Source organism: Pantoea sp. X-Soil-ISGK-355, assembly GCF_059730805.1.
Map to the genome: position 1 here is coordinate 3,432,627 of NZ_AP035971.1, position 18,517 is coordinate 3,451,143.

Consider the following 18,517-nt stretch of genomic DNA (forward strand, 5'->3'; position numbering starts at 1 on the left):
GAAAAATGGATGCATTGATCTTGATAGGCAGTTTGCTGGTGTTGCTGATGGTGGGCTTTCCGGTCGCCTTTGCGGTGGGACTGAGCGCCTTTATCGGGGCCTGGTGGATCGACCTGCCGCTGGAGGCGGTGGTGATTCAGGTGACCAACGGGATTAACAAATTTTCCCTGCTGACCATTCCGTTCTTTATCCTCGCGGGCGCGATTATGGCCGAGGGCGGCATCGCCCGCCGGCTGGTCAACTTCGCCTATATCTTTGTCGGCTTTATTCGCGGCGGGCTGTCGCTGGTTAATATCGTCGCTTCAACGTTCTTTGGCGCTATCTCCGGTTCGTCGGTGGCGGATACCGCCTCCATTGGTTCGGTAATGATCCCGCAGATGGAGGAGAAAGGCTATCCGCGTGACTTCGCCGCGGCGGTGACCGCCAGCGGTTCGGTACAGGCGGTGCTGACGCCCCCCAGCCACAACTCAGTCATCTACTCGCTGGCGACCGGCGGCATGGTCACCATCTCCTCGCTGTTTGTTGCCGGGATCTTCCCTGGCCTGCTGCTCGGCGGATGCCTGATGGTGATGTGTCTGGGCTTTGCCCATAAACGCGGCTATCCCAAAGGCGAGCGTATTCCGTTTCGTCAGGCGCTGAAGATTTTCTTCGACGCGTTCTGGGGTCTGTTTACGGTCGTTATCATCATGGGGGGGATCCTCTCCGGCATCTTTACCGCCTCGGAATCCGCTGCGATTGCCTGTATCTGGGCCTTCTTTGTCACCATGTTCATCTATCGCGACTTTAAATGGAGCCAGCTGCATATCCTGCTGTTCCGCACCATTAAAACCGTCACCATCGTGATGGTACTGATCGCTTTCGCAGCCGGGTTCGGCGCAGTGATGACCTTTATGCAGCTGCCGACCATTATTACTGAGGCGTTCACCAGCCTCTCCGATAACAAATATGTGATCCTGATGTGCATCAACATCCTGCTGCTGGTCGTAGGCACGCTGATGGATATGGCGCCGCTGATTCTGATCCTGACGCCGGTGCTGCTGCCGGTAGCCACCGCGCTGGGGGTCGATCCGGTTCACTTTGGCATGATCATGCTGACTAATCTGGGCATCGGACTGATTACGCCGCCGGTCGGCACCGTGCTGTTTGTGGCCAGCGCGGTGAGTAAGCAGAAGATTGAGCAGGTCGTCGGGGCGATGCTGCCGTTCTACGGCATGCTGTTCCTGGTGCTGATGCTGATTACTTATATTCCCGCTATTTCACTCTGGTTGCCGCGCCTGATGGGCGTCATGTAAGGCAATGGAAACCGGCTCGCTTGCGGGTCTCAGACTGCTGACAAACTCGAATCAGGGTACAACTGGCAGCGATGGATTAGATCAACAGGCAGGGAACACGGTCAGAGGAGGAAAGCGGCCCGCCGCCCGGAAAAAAACGCCGGAAGCGTTTTTGAACAACGCAACGCGTTGGCCCGGCAACGGGCCGAGCGAGCCAGGGATTGGCGTAAGCGCCTTTCCGGTCTGACCGGGTTTCCTGCACTGGCTCGGTCTCACAGCTAACCGGGCCACACTTAGTCATCAATCTCCGGCCCGCTCGCGGGCCGGTTTTTTTCCTGCGACGCACTCTGATAATCACCATTGAGTCTCAACCCTGCTGGCCGTTTCGTGATAACGTGAGGGCTTAGTCTGAAGCGGTAAAGGCGACTCATGACCACCAGAAAAATTGATACCACGCTCGTCAGTGCGGGACGCAGCAAGCGTTATACCCAGGGCTCGGTGAACAGCGTCATTCAGCGCGCCTCTTCGCTGGTTTTTGATACGGTTGCGGAGAAAAAACGCGCCACCGCAGGTCGGGCAAAAGGCGAACTTTTTTATGGCCGTCGCGGCACCCTGACGCACTTTGCACTGCAGGATGCGATGACCGAGCTGGAAGGCGGCGCAGGCTGTGTGCTCTATCCCTGCGGCGCAGCGGCCGTCGCGAACGCGATTCTGGCATTTGTCGAGGCGGGCGACCACGTACTGATGAGCGGCGCGGTCTATGAACCGACACAGGACTTCTGTACAAAAATTCTCGCTAAGCTGCAGGTTTCCACCGGCTGGTTCGATCACTGCATCGGCAGTGAAATCGGTGAGCGGGTGCAGCCCAACACCCGTGTTGTCTTCCTGGAATCGCCTGCTTCGATAACGATGGAAGTGCAGGATATTCCGGCGATTGTGGCAGCGGTACGCGCTAAAGCGCCCGAGGCGATCATCATGATCGACAACACCTGGGCGGCCGGTATTCTGTTTAACGCGCTGGCGCACGGTATCGACATTTCGATTCAGGCTGGCACCAAATATCTGATTGGTCACAGCGATGCGATGATCGGCACGGCGGTCGCCAATGCGCGCTGTATCGACCAGTTGCGTGAGAACTCTTACCTGATGGGCCAGATGGTGGATGCCGATACCGCCTACATGGCGAGTCGCGGTCTGCGTACGCTGGGTACCCGTCTGCGTCAGCATGAAGAGAGTGCGATTCAGGTGGCAGAGTGGCTGGCGGCGCGCCCGGAAGTGGCACGAGTGAATCACCCGGCACTGGCGCAAAGCAAAGGTCATGCGTTCTGGCAGCGCGATTTTAACGGTAGCAGCGGCCTCTTCTCGTTCATCCTGCAGAAAAAATTAAGCGCGCCCCAACTGGCGGAATATCTCGATCACTTCCATCATTTCAGCATGGCTTACTCCTGGGGCGGTTATGAATCGCTGATCCTGGCGAATCAGCCGGAAGAGCTGGCAGAGATTCGTCCGGCGGGCGGTGTGGATTTCACCGGCACGCTGGTGCGGCTGCATATTGGTCTGGAGCATGTTGATGATCTGCTGGCTGACCTGGAGGCCGGTTTTGCACGCCTGACGCGCTAAGTCAGATAAACAGAAAGTAAACAGAAGATAAACCACGTAGCGGTGGCCCACAGAGTTTGCCGGGCACCGGCTCATTTGTTGTTAAAATTTATCCCGCATCGTTCAGGTTATCAGTGAAATCACTGCGCTGTCTGAACGCAGACGGATTGTTCCTTGTGACGTGATGGAATCGCTAATGGGTGTTTTACACGAGATTGTCCAGGCGCTCTGGCATCAGGATTTTGCCGCGCTGGCAAATCCGGATGTAGTGTGGGTGGTATACGGCGTAATGTTCCTGACGCTGTTTCTGGAAAATGGTCTGTTGCCCGCCTCTTTCCTGCCAGGCGACAGCCTGCTGCTGCTGGCCGGGGCGATGGTGGCCAAAGGGGTGATGGATTTTGTGCCGACAATGGTGATCCTCACGACCGCTGCCAGCCTGGGCTGCTGGCTGAGCTACCTGCAGGGCCGCTGGCTGGGGAATACCCGGCTGGTGAAGAGCTGGCTGATGCATCTGCCGGCACAGTATCACCAGCGCGCCTGGAATATGTTTAACCGTCACGGGCTGATGGCGCTGCTGGTCGGCCGTTTTCTCGCCTTTATCCGCACGATCCTGCCGACTATGGCGGGCATTGCAGGCTTACAGAATGGCCGCTTTCAGCTGTTTAACTGGCTCAGCGGCGTGCTGTGGGTCGGCATTGTCGTTGCCTTTGGCTATGGCATCAGTCAGGTGCCGTTTATCAAGCGTCATGAAGATCAGGTGATGGCGATCCTGATGATACTGCCGATGGTGTTGCTGGTGCTCGGCCTGTCCGGCAGCATTGTGGTGATCTGGAAAAAGCGTCGCCAGAAACGCGCCTGACGCGCATCTGGCTTTCGGATCCGCCGCCACTCAGGCGGACGGATCCGCTACCGTCTGCCTGACACGACTCACCTCTTCCCCCGGCGTCACGCCGAAATAGCGTTTAAACTCCCGCGAAAATTGTGAAGGGCTTTCATAGCCCACCCGCACCGCCGCCGCACTCGCCTTTAGTCCATCGTGCAGCATCAGCAGTCGCGCCTGATGCAGGCGATAGCGCTTGAGATACTGCAACGGCGAGGTCTGCGTCACCGCTTTGAAGTTATGGTGAAAGGCTGAGACGCTCATGTTCACTTCTGCTGCCAGCGCATCAACGCTGAGGTTTTCCGCATAGTGATTCTCAATCCGTCGCAGGGCACGCGCGATCAGGCTGAACTGCGTCTGTCGGCTCACCAGCGAAAGCAGCGCGCCGCCGATCGGACCGGTCAGCACATAGTAAATAATTTCACGCACGATGTGCGGCCCCAGAACGCGCGCATCGCGCGGCTGGGTCATCACATCCAGCAGCCGCTCCGCGGCGCACAGCATCGGTTCCGTCAGCCACGCTGAGTGGATACCCGAAGTCTGCGGCTGAGGCTGAAACTGATCGTCGTCGCCGATTTCAATCAGCAGATCCTGCAGGCTGGCGGTATCAACCCTGAGACACAGCCCGGCAATCGGTATTTCCGGCGAGGCCCAGGTTTCGCACTCCACCGGCAGCGGCACGGTCAGCATCAGGTATTTGCTGGCGTCATACTGAAACACGGTGCTGCCGAGATAGCCGGTTTTGCTGCCCTGAAACAGGATAACAATGCCGGGCTGATACATCATCGGCGTACGGGGACGATATTGATTAGCATAAATCAGTGACACATTTTCGACCGGGCAAAGACGGTCGCGACCATGAGTCATTAAGGTGACTACCTGCTGTGCCAGCCGGTGACAGAGTGCATCGTGCGCCATAGCGACTCCTTTTCGGACAAAAAGCCAGTGTGCCGCGCGAATGCCTGAACCGCCAGCAGCCTGGAGAATCAGGCAAGAAATTTACCGGATCGGGCAGAAGAACAGACCTGCTGTTGTTGCTGACGCTGAGCAGGCTGAAAATTGTTGGCTAGACTTAAGCACAGTGAATTCTCACGGGTTAACCGCAACGGAAAGGAGCAACTATGGCAGACCAACCCATTATCAAACTGCGCGATGGCAATATGATGCCGCAACTCGGACTCGGTGTCTGGCAGGCCAGCATCGAAGATGCGCGTCATGCGGTGCTGAAAGCGCTTGAGGTCGGCTATCGCTCAATCGATACCGCCGCCGCCTATAAGAATGAAGAGGCGATTGGCCAGGCTCTGCAGGAAACCGATGTGCCGCGCGAAGAGATTTTCGTGACCACCAAACTGTGGAACGACGATCAGCAGAATGTTCAGCAGGCGATGGAAACCAGCCTGGAGAAACTCAAACTGGAGCAGGTCGATCTCTATCTGATGCACTGGCCGTGCCCGGAAAAAGACCACTACGTTGATGCCTGGAAGAAGATGATCGAATTGCAGCAGCAGGGGCTGACCAAAAGCATCGGCGTCTGTAACTTCCATGAAGCGCACCTGAAGCGTCTGCTGGATGAAACCGGTGTGACGCCGGTCGTGAACCAGATTGAGCTGCACCCGATGCTACAGCAGCGTACGCTGCATGCGTGGAACGCGCTGCACCAGATCCAGACCGAATCCTGGAGTCCGCTGGCACAGGGCGGCAAAGGCGTTTTTGATCAGGAGATCATCAAGTCGCTGGCGAAGAAATATGGTAAGACCCCGGCGCAGATCGTGATCCGCTGGCATCTGGATAGCGGTCTGGTGGTGATTCCGAAGTCGGTGACGCCAGCACGTATCGAAGAGAACTTTAAGGTATTCGACTTCCGTCTGGATAAGCATGAAGTGAGTGATATTGCGAAACTGGACAGCGGTAATCGTCTGGGGCCGGATCCGGACACTTTTAACTGACGTGAAGGTGACCTTAACCGCTCTGCCCTGCCGTTGACGGGCAGAGGGGGCTTAATGCGGTCAGGCGGGTTCTTCCTGCCTGACCGCGCTGTTATGCAGTGGGCTGCACCACCAGCTGACCCGCCGTACCGCGATCGGCCAGTTCCAGGGTCTGACTGTGGTAGACAAACGGGAAGTGATCTGACGAACTTTGCGGGAAGCTGACCATCAGTTCCACGCTGCCATCGACCCACACCGTATCTTTCCAGCCACGATCTTCGCCCATCGGCTGTGCGCCATTCACACTTTTAATCAGGAACATAACGCCCTGAATATGCAGCGACTGTGGCCGATCGGCGTGCAGGATCCAGCGCTCAAAGGTGCCCTGCTGCGCAGTGGTGTCAATGCGGTTCATATCCCAGAGCGCGCCGTTGATGCCCGGCATGCTGTCACCGATGCGGAATTCGCGGGTGCGCACCGCCACCCCATCCAGAATCTGGTCGGCCAGCAGCCGCATCGGGAGATTATCCGTCACCAGCGGCAGTAAGCCGGTTGGGCGCAGCGTCAGGATCAGGGTGGAGGTCAGAATAGAAGATGGCTCAAAGAAACCGCGCAGCCGATCCATAATGCCTGCCGCCGTTCCCGCCGTAATCGACACTTCATCGCCCTGCGACATATCCACCAGCACTTCGCGACGTTCGCCCGGCGCCAGTGACAGACGCTGCACCGCAACCGGCGCAGGCAGATAGCCCTGATCGCTGGCAATCACCATAAACGGACGATTATCGCTGAGCACCATCTGATAGCGTCGCGCATTCGAGGCGTTCAGCAGACGCAGGCGTACCCAGCCGCGTGACACCTCAACATACGGATTGCGTACCCCATTCACCAGCAGCGTATCACCCAGGAAACCACCATCCTGCGGCGGGTCATAGACCGGCGTGGCAAAGTTATCGAGCCGCTTGTCCTGAATGATGATGGGGAAGTCATCGACGCCGTAATGCTTCGGCAGCGGCAGCTGTTTACCGATGTCATCTTCCACCAGCCACATACCCGCCAGACCGTTATAGATATGCGGCGCCATGCGGTTTGGGGTATTGGCGTGATACCAGCAGGTTGAGGCCGCCTGACGAATCGGCAGCACCGGCGACCAGTCGACACCGGCCGACATCATACGTGGCGCGCCACCCATTAATGCACCCGGCAGCTGTAAACCGCTGACGGTCATGGAGACGGACTCATTCAGCCGGTTGCTGTAGATCAGCTTTACGTCGTCACCGCTGTAAACCCGGACGGTCGGGCCAAGATAGAGGCCATTGATACCCCACACCGGCACTTTGTTATTGTCGCCATTAAATGACCAGTGGCTGCGCTGCATCGTCAGGAACAGCGGCTGGCCGCGACGGGATTCCAGCAACGGCGGAACCGGAAGCGGTGTATCGCCATTGGCTGAAGAGGCGGCATGTGCCGCATGAGGGAGTAAACTGGCGCTAAGCGCCGCTCCGGCAGAAAGCTGGATGAACTGACGTCTGCTGAAAGACATAAAACTTCTGACCCTTTACGCGTGGCGCTAAGCGCCGACCCTGTTTTTATTGATCTGTTTTTGCTGTGCTGCGTTCACGGCGAGCCGGATAAGGCCCGCCGCGCGGCATCCATGCAGGATAGTTCGGCGAATGGCTCGCCGGTCAGATTTTTCCGTTTTTTTCGCGTTCTGCGACTTCGGCGTTGAGTTCTTCCAGCTTCGCCGCCATCAGTTCGCGACAGTGGGTAGCCAGCTTACGCACCGACGAAGACTCGAATGCTTTTACATCAACCGGCGGCAGCATCTCAACAATAACCAGCCCGTTGTTCCAGCGGTTGAGATCGATCTTGCCATGGGTATTGGAGACCACAATCGGAATGATCGGCACGCCCGCCGCCACGGCAGCGTGGAAGGCACCAGTTTTAAACGGCAGCAGGCCACGGCCACGGCTGCGCGTTCCCTCAGGAAACATCCAGATGGAGATGCGCTTGCGGTTAAACTGATCCACCAGCTCACCGATGGTGCCGCGCGCTTTCGCCCGGTCATCGCGGTCAATCAGCAGGTTGCCGGTCAGCCAGTAGAGCAGGCCAAAAAACGGCACCCACAGCAGGCTCTTCTTGCCCACGGTTACCGTATAGGGCTGCACCATTTTAGCCGCGGTGACCATGTCGTAGTTGTTCTGATGGTTGGCGATATAAATCGCATTACCATAATTCTCTGCGCCTTCCGGTTTGCGCAGATCGACTTTAAGACCAAACACCGTCGATAATTTGCCGAACAGACGGCCAAAAGTGGCGACGTGGCGCGGATCGCGTGGTGAAAAAAGACACCAGATACAGCCAAAGATACAGATTAGGATCGAATAAATGACGACGATAATGGCACGCAGAATCAGTAACATAGTTCCCTCATTGAGCCACGGCTGACGCAGGGTCAGCCGGGTAGTTTACGCTTCGCTATCCGGGCTCGCCGGACGCGCAGGTGCATCCAGTTCAACACGATCAATTTTTTGCAGGCCGCGCGGTAACAGCGTGCCGCGACGTCCGCGATCGGCACGGAATTTCTGTAGCTCTTCACTGCGCAGCAGCATTTTACGTTTGCCCACGTGCAGTGTGATCGCACTGCCCGGCGGCAGGATCATCAGCCAGGCCAGTTTGTCCTGACCCGCGGCGGCTTCTGCTGACGGAATAGAGATGATTTTGTTGCCCTTGCCTTTCGACATCTGCGGCAGTTCGCCAACCGGGAACATCAGCATCCGTCCCGCCTGGGTAATCGCCAGCAGCATGTCATCTTCATGATGGACCGCCATTGGCGTCATTACGCGGGCATTGTCCGGCAGCGTCAGCAGCGCTTTACCGGCACGGTTGCGCGACACCAGGTCGCTGAAGGTACAGATGAAACCGTAGCCCGCATCAGAGGCCATCAGCAGACGCTGGTCATCCGGCTCCATCAGCACCTGTTCAACCACCGCACCCGGCGGTGGCGTCAGCTTGCCGGTCAGCGGCTCGCCCTGTCCGCGCGCGGAAGGCAGCGATGTCGGATCCAGCGTATAGCTGCGGCCCGTGGAGTCGATAAAGGCCACCGGCTGATTGCTCTTGCCGCGTGCGGCAGCCAGATAGCTGTCGCCCGCTTTATAGCTCAGTCCGGCTGGATCGATATCGTGGCCTTTGGCGCTGCGCACCCAGCCCATTTGCGACAGCACAATGGTGACCGGTTCAGACGGCACCAGCTCGGTTTCGCTCAGAGCTTTGGCTTCTTCACGCTCACACAGCGGCGAACGACGATCGTCGCCGTAGCTGGCGCTGTCAGCCTGTAACTCTTTTTTCAGCAGGGTATTCATCTTGCGTTCAGACGCCAGCGTCGCCTGCAGCTGATCGCGCTCTTTTTCCAGATCCGCCTGCTCGCCACGGATCTTCATCTCTTCCAGTTTTGCCAGGTGGCGCAACTTCAGTTCGAGGATGGATTCGGCCTGCGTTTCACTGATGCCAAAACGCGACATCAGGACCGGCTTCGGCTCATCCTCAGTACGGATGATCTCGATCACTTCATCAATGTTCAGGAATGCGACCAGCAAACCTTCCAGAATATGCAGGCGGCGCAGCACGCGATCCAGCCGGTAGTTCAGACGGCGTTTGACCGTATCGCGGCGGAACACCAGCCATTCGGTCAGGATTTCATGCAGATTTTTCACCGCCGGGCGGTTATCCAGGCCGATCATATTGAGGTTAACGCGGTAACTCTTCTCCAGATCGGTGGTGGCGAACAGATGGTTCATCACCTGATCGAGATCGACGCGGTTGGAGCGCGGAACGATCACCAGGCGGGTCGGGTTCTCGTGATCCGATTCATCACGCAGATCCTCCACCATCGGCAGCTTTTTATTGCGCATCTGGTTAGCAATCTGCTCCAGCACGCGCGCGCCTGACACCTGATGCGGCAACGCGGTGATGACCACCTCGCCCTCTTCTTTCTTCCATACCGCACGCTGGCGGATGGAACCACGCCCGGTCTGATAAATTTTGCGGATTTCGTCACGCGGCGTAATGATCTCCGCCTCGGTCGGATAATCAGGTCCCTGGACAATATCCAGCAGCTGTTCCAGCGTGGTTTTCGGCGCGTCGATCAATGCGATCGCCGCCTGAGCCACTTCGCGCAGGTTGTGTGGCGGAATATCGGTCGCCATGCCTACGGCGATACCGGTGGTGCCGTTCAGCAGAATATTGGGCAGGCGCGCCGGTAACATCTTCGGCTCCTGCAGCGTGCCATCAAAGTTCGGTTGATAGTCGACCGTGCCCTGACCCAGCTCGCCCAGCAGCAGCTCGGCATATTTTGACAGACGGGATTCGGTGTAACGCATCGCCGCGAACGACTTGGGATCATCCGGCGCCCCCCAGTTGCCCTGACCGTCAACCAGCGGATAACGGTAGGAGAACGGCTGCGCCATCAACACCATCGCTTCATAGCAGGCGCTGTCGCCGTGCGGATGGTATTTACCCAGCACGTCACCCACGGTACGTGCCGATTTTTTGAATTTTGCGCTGGCGCTAAGCCCCAGCTCGGACATGGCGTAGATGATACGTCGCTGAACCGGCTTTAATCCGTCGCCAATGTAAGGCAGTGCGCGGTCCATGATGACGTACATCGAATAGTTTAAGTACGCATTCTCGGTGAATGTGTGCAGGGCGAGACGCTCTGCACCATCCTGAGTCAGTTCACTCATTAATTTCTCATCCTCACATCGTGGCCCACAACGGCGGGACACCCGGCGGTGGTTTGGCGAGGATAGTACCTTATTCCCTGGTGTTAGTCACAGGGGAAGCGCGGGACAATAGGCGTCCCGCCGCGCAATTTCATGTGCCGGAAGCACGCCGGATTCAGACCGGCAAGTGCCTGACCTCTCTGCTGAAGTGAATCAGGGCTTTGACCCTATCCACTGACGGGCAATATCACGATATTCACCCGTGGCGATGCTGAGATGCACCCACTGATCGACATAGAGTTTCCAGCTGATGTCGTCACGCGGGATCATGTAAGCCTTCTCGCCATACTGCAGCGGTGTGTCGGGATTGATCGCGCAGAGCGTCGGGTAATGCTGCTGCTGAAAACGCGCTTCTGAGGCATCGGTGATCATCACATCCGCTTTGTTATCGACCAGCTGCTGGAAGATGGTGACGTTATCGTGAAACAGCGTCAGCGAAGCCTCTGGCAGATGGCTGTGTACAAAGGCTTCGTTAGTACCACCTGCCGGTTCAATCAGCCGTACGTCAGGCCGGTTGAGCTGTTCGAGGGTCTGGAAGCGCTCTTTATCGCTGCAGCGCACCAGCGGGATTTTGCCATCCACGTCCAGCGGCTGCGCGAACCAGGCCGTCTGCTGGCGTTTCAGCGTGACGGAGACGCCGCCGACGGCGATGTCACACTGCTTTGCCAGGAAGTCTGGCATCAGGTTTTTCCAGCTGGTCTGTACCCACTCTACTTTTGCGCCGAGCGAGGTAGCCAGCGCGTTCGCCATGCTGATATCCAGCCCTTCATACTGACCATCGGGTCGCAGATAGCTATAGGGTTTGTAATCGCCGGTGGTGCAGACTTTGAGCGTCTTAGAACGGAGAACGGTGTCGAGATGAGATTGCGCATGGACAGCACCGCTGGCCAGCAACAAAGCGAGGATTAATTTTTTCATTCTGATTTTTTCTATGATTTTTATGGTGAGTTTGCCCACCGATGGTGCCATAAACCGGCGTATTGTTGCTGCTGCAGCAAAAGTGTTGTGATCAACCACGCATTTTTCTGCGGCTGCGGCGCACGTAAGCTGAGCACCATATTCAGGAAACGAGGCAACCTATTCATGAGCAAGATTTTAATTATCGATGGCGGCAAAACTTTTGCCCACTCTAAAGGCGAACTGAACCACACCCTGACCGATGTTGCGGCCAGCCAGCTGCGTGACATGGGACATGAAGTGTCAGTCACCGTGGCTGACAGCGATTACGTGATCGCCGATGAGGTGCAGAAATATGTCGACAGCGATGTGGTGATTTATCAGATGCCGGGCTGGTGGATGGGCGAACCCTGGACAGTGAAGCGTTACATCGATGAAGTCTTTACTGAAGGCCACGGTTCGCTCTACGCCAGCGATGGTCGTACCCGTTCCGATGCAGCAAAAAAATATGGTTCCGGCGGTCTGCTGCAGGGCAAAAAATATATGCTGTCGCTGACCTGGAATGCGCCGCTCCAGGCCTTTACCGACCCTGAACAGTTCTTTGAAGGCGTCGGCGTCGATGGTCTCTATCTACACTTCCACAAGGCCAACCAGTTCCTGGGAATGGAAGCGCTGCCGACCTTTATCTGCAACGACGTGATTAAAGCGCCGGACGTGCCACGCGATATTGCCGCTTATCGGACCCATCTTAGCCGCGTTTTTGCGTAAGATGGTTGGGGGCTATCCCCTATTTTCCCACGAAAGAGGAATTCGCGAATGTTAACAGTCGTTGCTGAAATTTGTGTTAAACCCGGTCGCCGTCAGGCTGTGCTGGATGCAGTGAAAAAGCTGATCCCGCAGGTCTTAGAAGAAGATGGCTGCCATCAGTATGACGCGCTGCTGGATCATCAGGCGCAGGTGCCATGGAAGCAAAACTCGCCAGACTCTATTTTCATGCTGGAGCAGTGGGAAACGCTGCGCCATCTGGAGCAGCATCAGCAGATGCCGCATATGGATGCGCATCGCGCCATCATTAAAGATGATGTGGTGGATGTGAAGATTCTGGTGCTGGAACCGAGTGCCTGATGATTGCTGAAACCTTAACGCCGGTTGTGTAGCGGGGGTTAAGGCTGGTGATGAAGTCTCAGCAGGGTGCCTCTGGCAGCAATAAATTAGCTCAAAGCGCAGGGAACACGGTCAGAAGAGGAAAGCGTCCCGCCGCCCGGATAAAAACGCCGGGAGCGTTTTTGAACAACGCAAAGCGTTGGCCCGGTCAGGGCGCACCTCAGGGATGAGGTGCGTAATCGCGCGGGCCGAGCGTGCCATGGATGGCGGTAGTTGCGTCTTTCCGATCTGACCGTGTTCCTTGTGCAGGCACGTTCTGAAAGCAAATCCGGCCAGACTTTGTCACCTTCCTCAAACCTCTGTCCTGTGACAGAGGTTTTTTGTTTCTGACAGGCCGGATCAGAGCATCTGACGCCGATCAATCTCGGTGCGGAGAAAATCGAGAAAGCAGCCGATACGCGAAGAGAGCGTGGTGTTACGGTAATAAACCGCATGCACCGGCAACCGCAGATCGCGGGTTTCCGCGGGAAGAACCGGCACCAGCCGGCCAGCGGCGCAATCTTCCCGGCTGACAAAGTCGGAGAGCCGTGCGATACCCTGTCCTGCCAGCGCCAGCTGCCGGATGGTTTCACCGCTCGAAGCCGAGAGCGTCGGCTTGACACGCATAAAATCACCATCGGGCTGCCAGATCGGCCAGACGTTGAGGGTGTCAGGATAGCTGAAGCCGATGGTCTGATGGTGCGCGAGATCGGCAACGCTCTGCGGCGTGCCCGCTTTTGCCAGATAGGCCGGACTGGCCATCAGCCGGATTGCACTACTGCCAAGCAGCCGGGCGCGCAGCGTGGAGTCACGCAGTTCGCCAATGCGAATGGCAATGTCGGTCTGCTGCTCCAGCAGATCGATCATGATGTCGTCGGTATTCAGTTCGAGTTGGATCAGCGGATAACGGGCGCGAAAATCTTCAACCAGCGGCACAATCACATGCAGCATAAAGGGCGTGGCGGCATTCACCCGCAGCCGGCCTGACGGTATCTCACGCCGCAGTGCAATCTGCTCTTCCGCCTGCTCAACCGAGGCCAGGATCTGGCGCGCATGCTCCAGAAAAACCTGCCCCTCTTCGGTCAGCGCCAGCCGTCGGGTAGTCCGATGCAACAGCGTGGTCTGCAGCTTACTCTCCAGCCGCGATAGCGCCCGGCTGATGCCGGAACTGGTCTGCGCCAGCTGGGATGCCGCCGCAGTAATGGAACCGCTGTCCACCACCGCCACCCAGGCGCGTAGCTCTTCCAGGGTAATTTTCACAAGGGTTACTGTCTCTGCTCTGAATCTGCCGGATTCTCTGAGGATGTACAGGCTGAAGTACAAAGCAAACAGGACGCTTTCGCGTCCTGTTTTCTACACTTCAATATCGGCCATATCGCCTTTTTCCTGCAACCAGTTACGCCGGTCTTCGGAACGTTTTTTCGCGAGCAGCATATCCATCATGCGCAGCGTCTGGTCAACATCCTCTTCACTGATCGTCAGCTGAACCAGCCGACGGGTATTCGGATCCAGCGTCGTTTCGCGCAGCTGTAACGGGTTCATCTCGCCCAGCCCTTTAAAGCGCTGAACGTTCGGTTTGCCCTTCTTGCGTTTCAGCTGCTCCAGCACGCCCTCTTTCTCATCTTCGTCCAGCGCGTAGTAAACCTCTTTACCGAGATCGATACGGTAGAGCGGCGGCATGGCGACGTAGACGTGACCATTTCTGACCAGTGAGCGGAAATGCTTCACGAACAGCGCACAGAGCAGTGTAGCAATGTGCAGACCATCGGAGTCCGCATCCGCCAGAATACAGATCTTGCCGTAACGCAGCTGCGAAAGATCTTCGCTGTCAGGATCAATGCCGATCGCCACGGAAATATCATGCACTTCCTGCGACGCCAGCACCTCATCGGAAGAGACTTCCCAGGTGTTCAGGATCTTGCCTTTCAGCGGCATGATCGCCTGATATTCACGATCGCGCGCCTGCTTGGCCGATCCACCTGCCGAGTCCCCCTCGACCAGGAACAGTTCTGTTTTATTCAGGTCCTGCGCGGTGCAGTCCGCCAGTTTGCCCGGCAGAGCCGGTCCGCTGGTGAGCTTTTTACGCACCACTTTTTTGGCTGCCCGCATACGACGCTGGGCGCTGGAGATCGCCAGCTCAGCCAGCATTTCCGCCGTCTGAATATTCTGGTTCAGCCACAGGCTGAAGGCATCTTTTACAACGCCAGAGACAAAGGCAGCACACTGACGTGAGGAGAGACGCTCTTTGGTCTGCCCGGCGAACTGCGGATCCTGCATCTTGACCGACAGCACATAGGCACAGCGATCCCAGATATCTTCCGCTGAGAGCTTCACGCCACGCGGCAGGATGTTGCGGTATTCGCAGAACTCGCGCATGGCATCCAGCAGCCCCTGACGCAGGCCGTTGACGTGCGTTCCGCCCTGCATGGTCGGGATCAGGTTAACGTAGCTTTCCGTTAACAGCTCACCGCCTTCCGGCAGCCACAACAGCGCCCAGTCCACCGCTTCCACATCACCGGCAAAGCTGCCGACAAAAGGTTTTTCCGGCAGCGTCGGTAAGCCATTCACCGCTTCACACAGGTAGTCGGTCAGGCCATCTTCGTAGCACCAGCGCTGTTCGGTATTGTTCAGCTTGTCTTTGAAGACAATCTCAACGCCAGGGCAGAGCACCGCTTTGGCTTTCAGCAGATGGGAAAGACGCGATACCGAGAAACGCGGGCTGTCGAAGAAGCTTTCATCGGGCCAGAAATGGACGCGCGTGCCGGTGTTACGTTTAGCCACCGTGCCGGTGACGGTGAGATCCTGCACTTTGTCGCCATTTTCAAACGCCATGTCATAGATTTCGCCATTACGGCGCACCGTGACTTCGACCCGTTTTGACAGGGCGTTAACTACCGAGATACCGACGCCGTGCAGGCCGCCCGAAAACTGATAGTTTTTGTTGGAGAACTTGCCGCCCGCATGCAGACGACACAGAATCAGCTCGACGGCTGGCACGCCCTCTTCCGGATGGATATCCACCGGCATGCCGCGGCCATCATCAATCACTTCCAGCGACTGGTCAGCGTGCAGAATCACTTCAACCCGCTTCGCATGGCCGCCCAGCGCCTCATCGACGCTGTTATCAATCACTTCCTGACCCAAATGGTTGGGCCGCGTCGTATCGGTATACATGCCCGGACGACGGCGAACAGGCTCAAGGCCAGTCAGGACCTCAATGGCATCCGCGTTATAGTTAGATTGACTCATCGTAAATGTCTGATTAGAAGGGTGAAATGGGGTGCGATTTCCGCATTACTCAGGGATGATTCAGACCGAGAAAGTCCAGAATCTGCGGGAAATGGCGCTCGAATCCAGTAAATGCATGATTTCCGCCCTCTTCTACCGTATGACGGCACGCGCTGTAATAATCGAGCGCCTGGCGGTAATCGAGAACTTCATCGCCGGTCTGTTGCAGCAGCCAGAGTAAATCGGGCGCTTCCAGCGGTTCAATCTGCATTACTTTGAGATCGTAAATGTGGCGTGACTCTAACACATATTGCTGGCCGGTGTAGGGATTCTGATTTTCGCCCAGGAAATCCGCCAGCAGCTCAAAAGGTCGCACCGCAGGATTGACGACTACGGCGGGCAGCATAAAGCATTGCGACAGCCAGGTGGCGTAATAACCGCCCAGCGAAGAGCCCACCAGCCCCAGCGTTTCGCCACTGCGGCTCAGCACCAGATCTTCCAGCATGGCCGCGGTATCGGCCGGAAAAGTCGGCAACTGAGGCACGATCATCTCGATGCCGGGGTGCTGCGCCTCTAACCATTGCCGGAACTGCGTTGCCTTCGCCGACTGCGGCGAGCTGTTAAAACCGTGCAGATAAAGCAATGCCGCCACGCGTTAATATCCTTCTGAGTCTAAATCGGGACGAAAAGCGTCGGTGTCAAGCCGGTTGACCTCGGTCTCAAGGCCGCCATCCGGATGCAGGGTAAACCAGCGCCAGCCAGGCGCCACGGTGTCAATCGTAAAGCTGGTACAGTGCGGTTTGAACTGGACGCAGGTTGACGGCGTCGCCAGCACGCGGCGGCCATGCCACTCCAGATCCAGCTCCTGATGAATATGACCACAGACCAGCGTCCGGGCTAACGGGTAGCGCTGTAATACCGCATCGAGCTGATGGGAATTGCGCAGGCTGTGCTGATCGAGCCAGGTACAGCCCGAGGCCAGCGGATGGTGATGCAGCAGGACCAGCGTATGGCGTTGCGGAAAGCGGGACAGCGCGTTGTCGAGCCACTCCAGCTGATAGTCGCTCAGCATCCCATGCGGGACACCGTAGACCTGGCTATCGAGCAACACAATCTGCCACTGCTCACCCACCAGCACCTGTTTATGGGCATTAATGTGCGCTGCCGCCAGCGTGTCAACCATCGCGGGCTGAAAGTCGTGATTACCGGGCAGCCAGACACAGGGTCGCGGTAAACGTGAGATGCCCTCAGCAAAATGCTGATAGGCTTCGACAGAGTGATCCTGGGCGAGATCGCCGGTAGCGATGATCAGGTCATAGTCGCGCTGTTGCGCAATAATCGCATCCAGCACCGCGTCATAACTCGACCAGGTGTTCACGCCAAGCAGCGATTCATGTTTTCCCGCGAAGAGGTGGGTATCCGTGATTTGCAAAATCCTGATTTCGGAACCGTTCGCTGCAGGAAGAGTTAGCAGGCTATCCAAAGCGTTTCCTTCGTCTCCACGCCATTTACTGCATTATACGCATCAGCAGACCGGAACTGCCATCGCGCCATGCGCCAGGCAGTAGCGCAGCCAGTCTGCAAGAAACTGGTTTATCTGATGCTTTTCATCGCGCTGATGCAATTTTTTATTAGGATAATCATAGCGCGCTTTGAAGCGATAGATCTGTTGAGTTGAACACACTTCGGCGACCATCGCATCGTGATAGAGCCGAACCGACATTGAGGGCAGGCTCCAGTAACTCACAGCAGGCGCGACCTGGCGGATCTCCACCAGCGTGGTGTAGCGCGTCGACTCCTGAATCGTCAGCTGATAACGGGCGCCATTTACCTGATAAATCACCGATTCTCCCGCCTCATCGTTGCGCGGCAGCAGGCGGCGTAACTGGGCGAAGTTGGTTTCGCAGAGCCGCATCATTTCGGGAAAGTCAGGGGTATAGCGCTGTTTCATTTTTGTATCCACTCTTCGCGTAGTTTTTCATGGTGCAACGCCAGCCATTGCAGGGCGATGACAGACGCCGCATTGTCGATTATCCCCTCTTCCACCCAGCGATAAGCCTGTTCGCGGCTTACCACATGCACAAGAATATCCTCATTCTCTTCCTCCAGACCATGGCATCCCTCTGCCTGGCTGGCATCCACTTCCCCAATCAGCACCGACAGACGTTCGCTGGTGCCACCAGGGCTGGCCAGATAGCTAAGCACAGGCTTAACCCGGCCAACGTCCAGACCTGCTTCTTCAACGGCTTCACGGCGCGCAACCTGCTCAACAGATTCGCCGGGTTCAATAATGCCGGCGACCATCTCCAGCAGCCAGGGTGAAGCACTGCTGTCATAAGCCGGGATGCGGATCTGCTCAATCAGCACCACTTCATCGCGTAAGGGATCATAAGGTAGCAGCACGGCGGCATGTCCGCGCTCAAAAACTTCACGCTGCACTTCCCCACTCATTTCGCCATTAAACTGGCGATGGCGGAAGCGGTAACGTTCGATGGAAAAAAAACCATCATAGACGGTTTCGCGTGCAATAATTTCTACATCGTTTTTTGTGAAAGTCACAGGGGATTTTTTTTCTTCCGGCATCATCAGGTTCCTTGTGCAGATTGGGGTGGAGCGAAAAAAGCCTGTAACTGTGCTCCATGTAAGTAGTTCTTTCTGAATTATTTACGTAAATTAGAGGGAGAAGGCACGTTCAGCCAACTTATCTCACAGTTGCCCTCTGCTAGAATCGGCGATAATTTTTGGCTTACCCGGCAGCGCACCCACTGCAATTTGCTGCAACAAAAGGAATGC

Annotated in this window: 17 protein-coding genes; 6 read left to right on the forward strand and 11 right to left on the reverse strand. The window is 56.8% G+C overall.

From position 1 onward, the window contains the following. Nucleotides 1-5: 5 nt before the first annotated feature. The 3 genes from AC6I8J_RS15720 (at nt 6) to AC6I8J_RS15730 (ending at nt 3,729) form a co-directional block, all read left to right on the forward strand. Nucleotides 6-1,292, forward strand: coding sequence for a TRAP transporter large permease (locus tag AC6I8J_RS15720; RefSeq protein WP_161735008.1), 1,287 nt, complete (start codon nt 6-8; stop codon nt 1,290-1,292). A 408-nt stretch (nt 1,293-1,700) separates the two neighbouring features. Then, entirely contained in the window at nt 1,701-2,891 is a 1,191-nt protein-coding gene (gene metC, locus AC6I8J_RS15725; protein WP_497825553.1) for a cystathionine beta-lyase, read from the forward strand. A gap of 175 nt (nt 2,892-3,066) precedes the next feature. Then, nucleotides 3,067-3,729 (forward strand): DedA family protein, encoded by a 663-nt coding sequence (locus tag AC6I8J_RS15730; RefSeq protein ID WP_033733897.1) that lies wholly within the window; start codon nt 3,067-3,069, stop codon nt 3,727-3,729. Nucleotides 3,730-3,759: 30 nt separating this feature from the next. Here AC6I8J_RS15730 and AC6I8J_RS15735 read toward each other — a convergent pair whose 3' ends face one another. Beyond that, nucleotides 3,760-4,668: an AraC family transcriptional regulator gene (locus tag AC6I8J_RS15735; protein WP_013359043.1), complete on the reverse strand. Its 909-nt coding sequence runs from the start codon at nt 4,666-4,668 to the stop codon at nt 3,760-3,762. Nucleotides 4,669-4,871: 203 nt separating this feature from the next. Here AC6I8J_RS15735 and dkgA point away from each other — a divergent pair, with 203 nt between their 5' ends. After that, entirely contained in the window at nt 4,872-5,696 is an 825-nt protein-coding gene (gene dkgA, locus AC6I8J_RS15740) for a 2,5-didehydrogluconate reductase DkgA (RefSeq protein ID WP_161735003.1), read from the forward strand. 91 nt (nt 5,697-5,787) lie between these two features. Here dkgA and ftsP read toward each other — a convergent pair whose 3' ends face one another. The 4 genes from ftsP to AC6I8J_RS15760 all read right to left on the reverse strand — a co-directional run bounded on the left by ftsP (nt 5,788) and on the right by AC6I8J_RS15760 (nt 11,425). After that, on the reverse strand, nt 5,788-7,218 hold the full coding sequence (gene ftsP / locus AC6I8J_RS15745) for a cell division protein FtsP (RefSeq protein ID WP_161734999.1): 1,431 nt from the start codon (nt 7,216-7,218) through the stop codon (nt 5,788-5,790). Nucleotides 7,219-7,360: 142 nt separating this feature from the next. Further along, nucleotides 7,361-8,098 carry a 1-acylglycerol-3-phosphate O-acyltransferase gene (locus AC6I8J_RS15750; protein WP_161734996.1) on the reverse strand — a complete coding sequence of 246 codons (738 nt, stop codon included), beginning with the start codon at nt 8,096-8,098 and terminating at the stop codon, nt 7,361-7,363. A 45-nt stretch (nt 8,099-8,143) separates the two neighbouring features. Beyond that, nucleotides 8,144-10,417, reverse strand: a complete 2,274-nt coding sequence (parC, locus tag AC6I8J_RS15755; RefSeq protein WP_161734993.1) for a DNA topoisomerase IV subunit A — start codon at nt 10,415-10,417, stop codon at nt 8,144-8,146. 192 nt (nt 10,418-10,609) lie between these two features. After that, nucleotides 10,610-11,425 carry a transporter substrate-binding domain-containing protein gene (locus tag AC6I8J_RS15760; protein WP_253422070.1) on the reverse strand — a complete coding sequence of 272 codons (816 nt, stop codon included), beginning with the start codon at nt 11,423-11,425 and terminating at the stop codon, nt 10,610-10,612. Nucleotides 11,426-11,539: 114 nt separating this feature from the next. Between AC6I8J_RS15760 and AC6I8J_RS15765 the strand changes: the two genes are divergently transcribed. Together AC6I8J_RS15765 and AC6I8J_RS15770 are read left to right on the forward strand one after the other, a co-directional pair. Continuing rightward, entirely contained in the window at nt 11,540-12,121 is a 582-nt protein-coding gene (locus tag AC6I8J_RS15765; protein WP_150014764.1) for an NAD(P)H-dependent oxidoreductase, read from the forward strand. Between the two features lie 48 nt (nt 12,122-12,169). Beyond that, on the forward strand, nt 12,170-12,478 hold the full coding sequence (locus AC6I8J_RS15770) for a putative quinol monooxygenase (RefSeq protein WP_013359050.1): 309 nt from the start codon (nt 12,170-12,172) through the stop codon (nt 12,476-12,478). A gap of 378 nt (nt 12,479-12,856) precedes the next feature. Here the strand turns inward: AC6I8J_RS15770 and AC6I8J_RS15775 are convergent, their stop codons facing one another. From AC6I8J_RS15775 to nudF, 6 genes are all read right to left on the reverse strand, one after another. Further along, nucleotides 12,857-13,756, reverse strand: coding sequence for a LysR substrate-binding domain-containing protein (locus AC6I8J_RS15775; RefSeq protein ID WP_161734990.1), 900 nt, complete (start codon nt 13,754-13,756; stop codon nt 12,857-12,859). A gap of 93 nt (nt 13,757-13,849) precedes the next feature. Further along, nucleotides 13,850-15,745, reverse strand: coding sequence for a DNA topoisomerase IV subunit B (gene parE / locus AC6I8J_RS15780; protein ID WP_033733909.1), 1,896 nt, complete (start codon nt 15,743-15,745; stop codon nt 13,850-13,852). Nucleotides 15,746-15,794: 49 nt separating this feature from the next. Continuing rightward, on the reverse strand, nt 15,795-16,376 hold the full coding sequence (yqiA, locus tag AC6I8J_RS15785) for an esterase YqiA (protein WP_497825554.1): 582 nt from the start codon (nt 16,374-16,376) through the stop codon (nt 15,795-15,797). Nucleotides 16,377-16,379: 3 nt separating this feature from the next. Next, nucleotides 16,380-17,207: a 3',5'-cyclic-AMP phosphodiesterase gene (gene cpdA, locus AC6I8J_RS15790; RefSeq protein WP_013359054.1), complete on the reverse strand. Its 828-nt coding sequence runs from the start codon at nt 17,205-17,207 to the stop codon at nt 16,380-16,382. 42 nt (nt 17,208-17,249) lie between these two features. Continuing rightward, nucleotides 17,250-17,675, reverse strand: coding sequence for a DUF1249 family protein (locus AC6I8J_RS15795; RefSeq protein ID WP_061063379.1), 426 nt, complete (start codon nt 17,673-17,675; stop codon nt 17,250-17,252). Next, complete coding sequence (gene nudF / locus AC6I8J_RS15800; protein ID WP_161735044.1) at nt 17,672-18,307, reverse strand: ADP-ribose diphosphatase; 636 nt, start codon at nt 18,305-18,307, stop codon at nt 17,672-17,674. Before nudF ends, AC6I8J_RS15795 begins: the two co-directional genes overlap by 4 nt. Between the last annotated feature and the right edge of the window lie 210 nt (nt 18,308-18,517).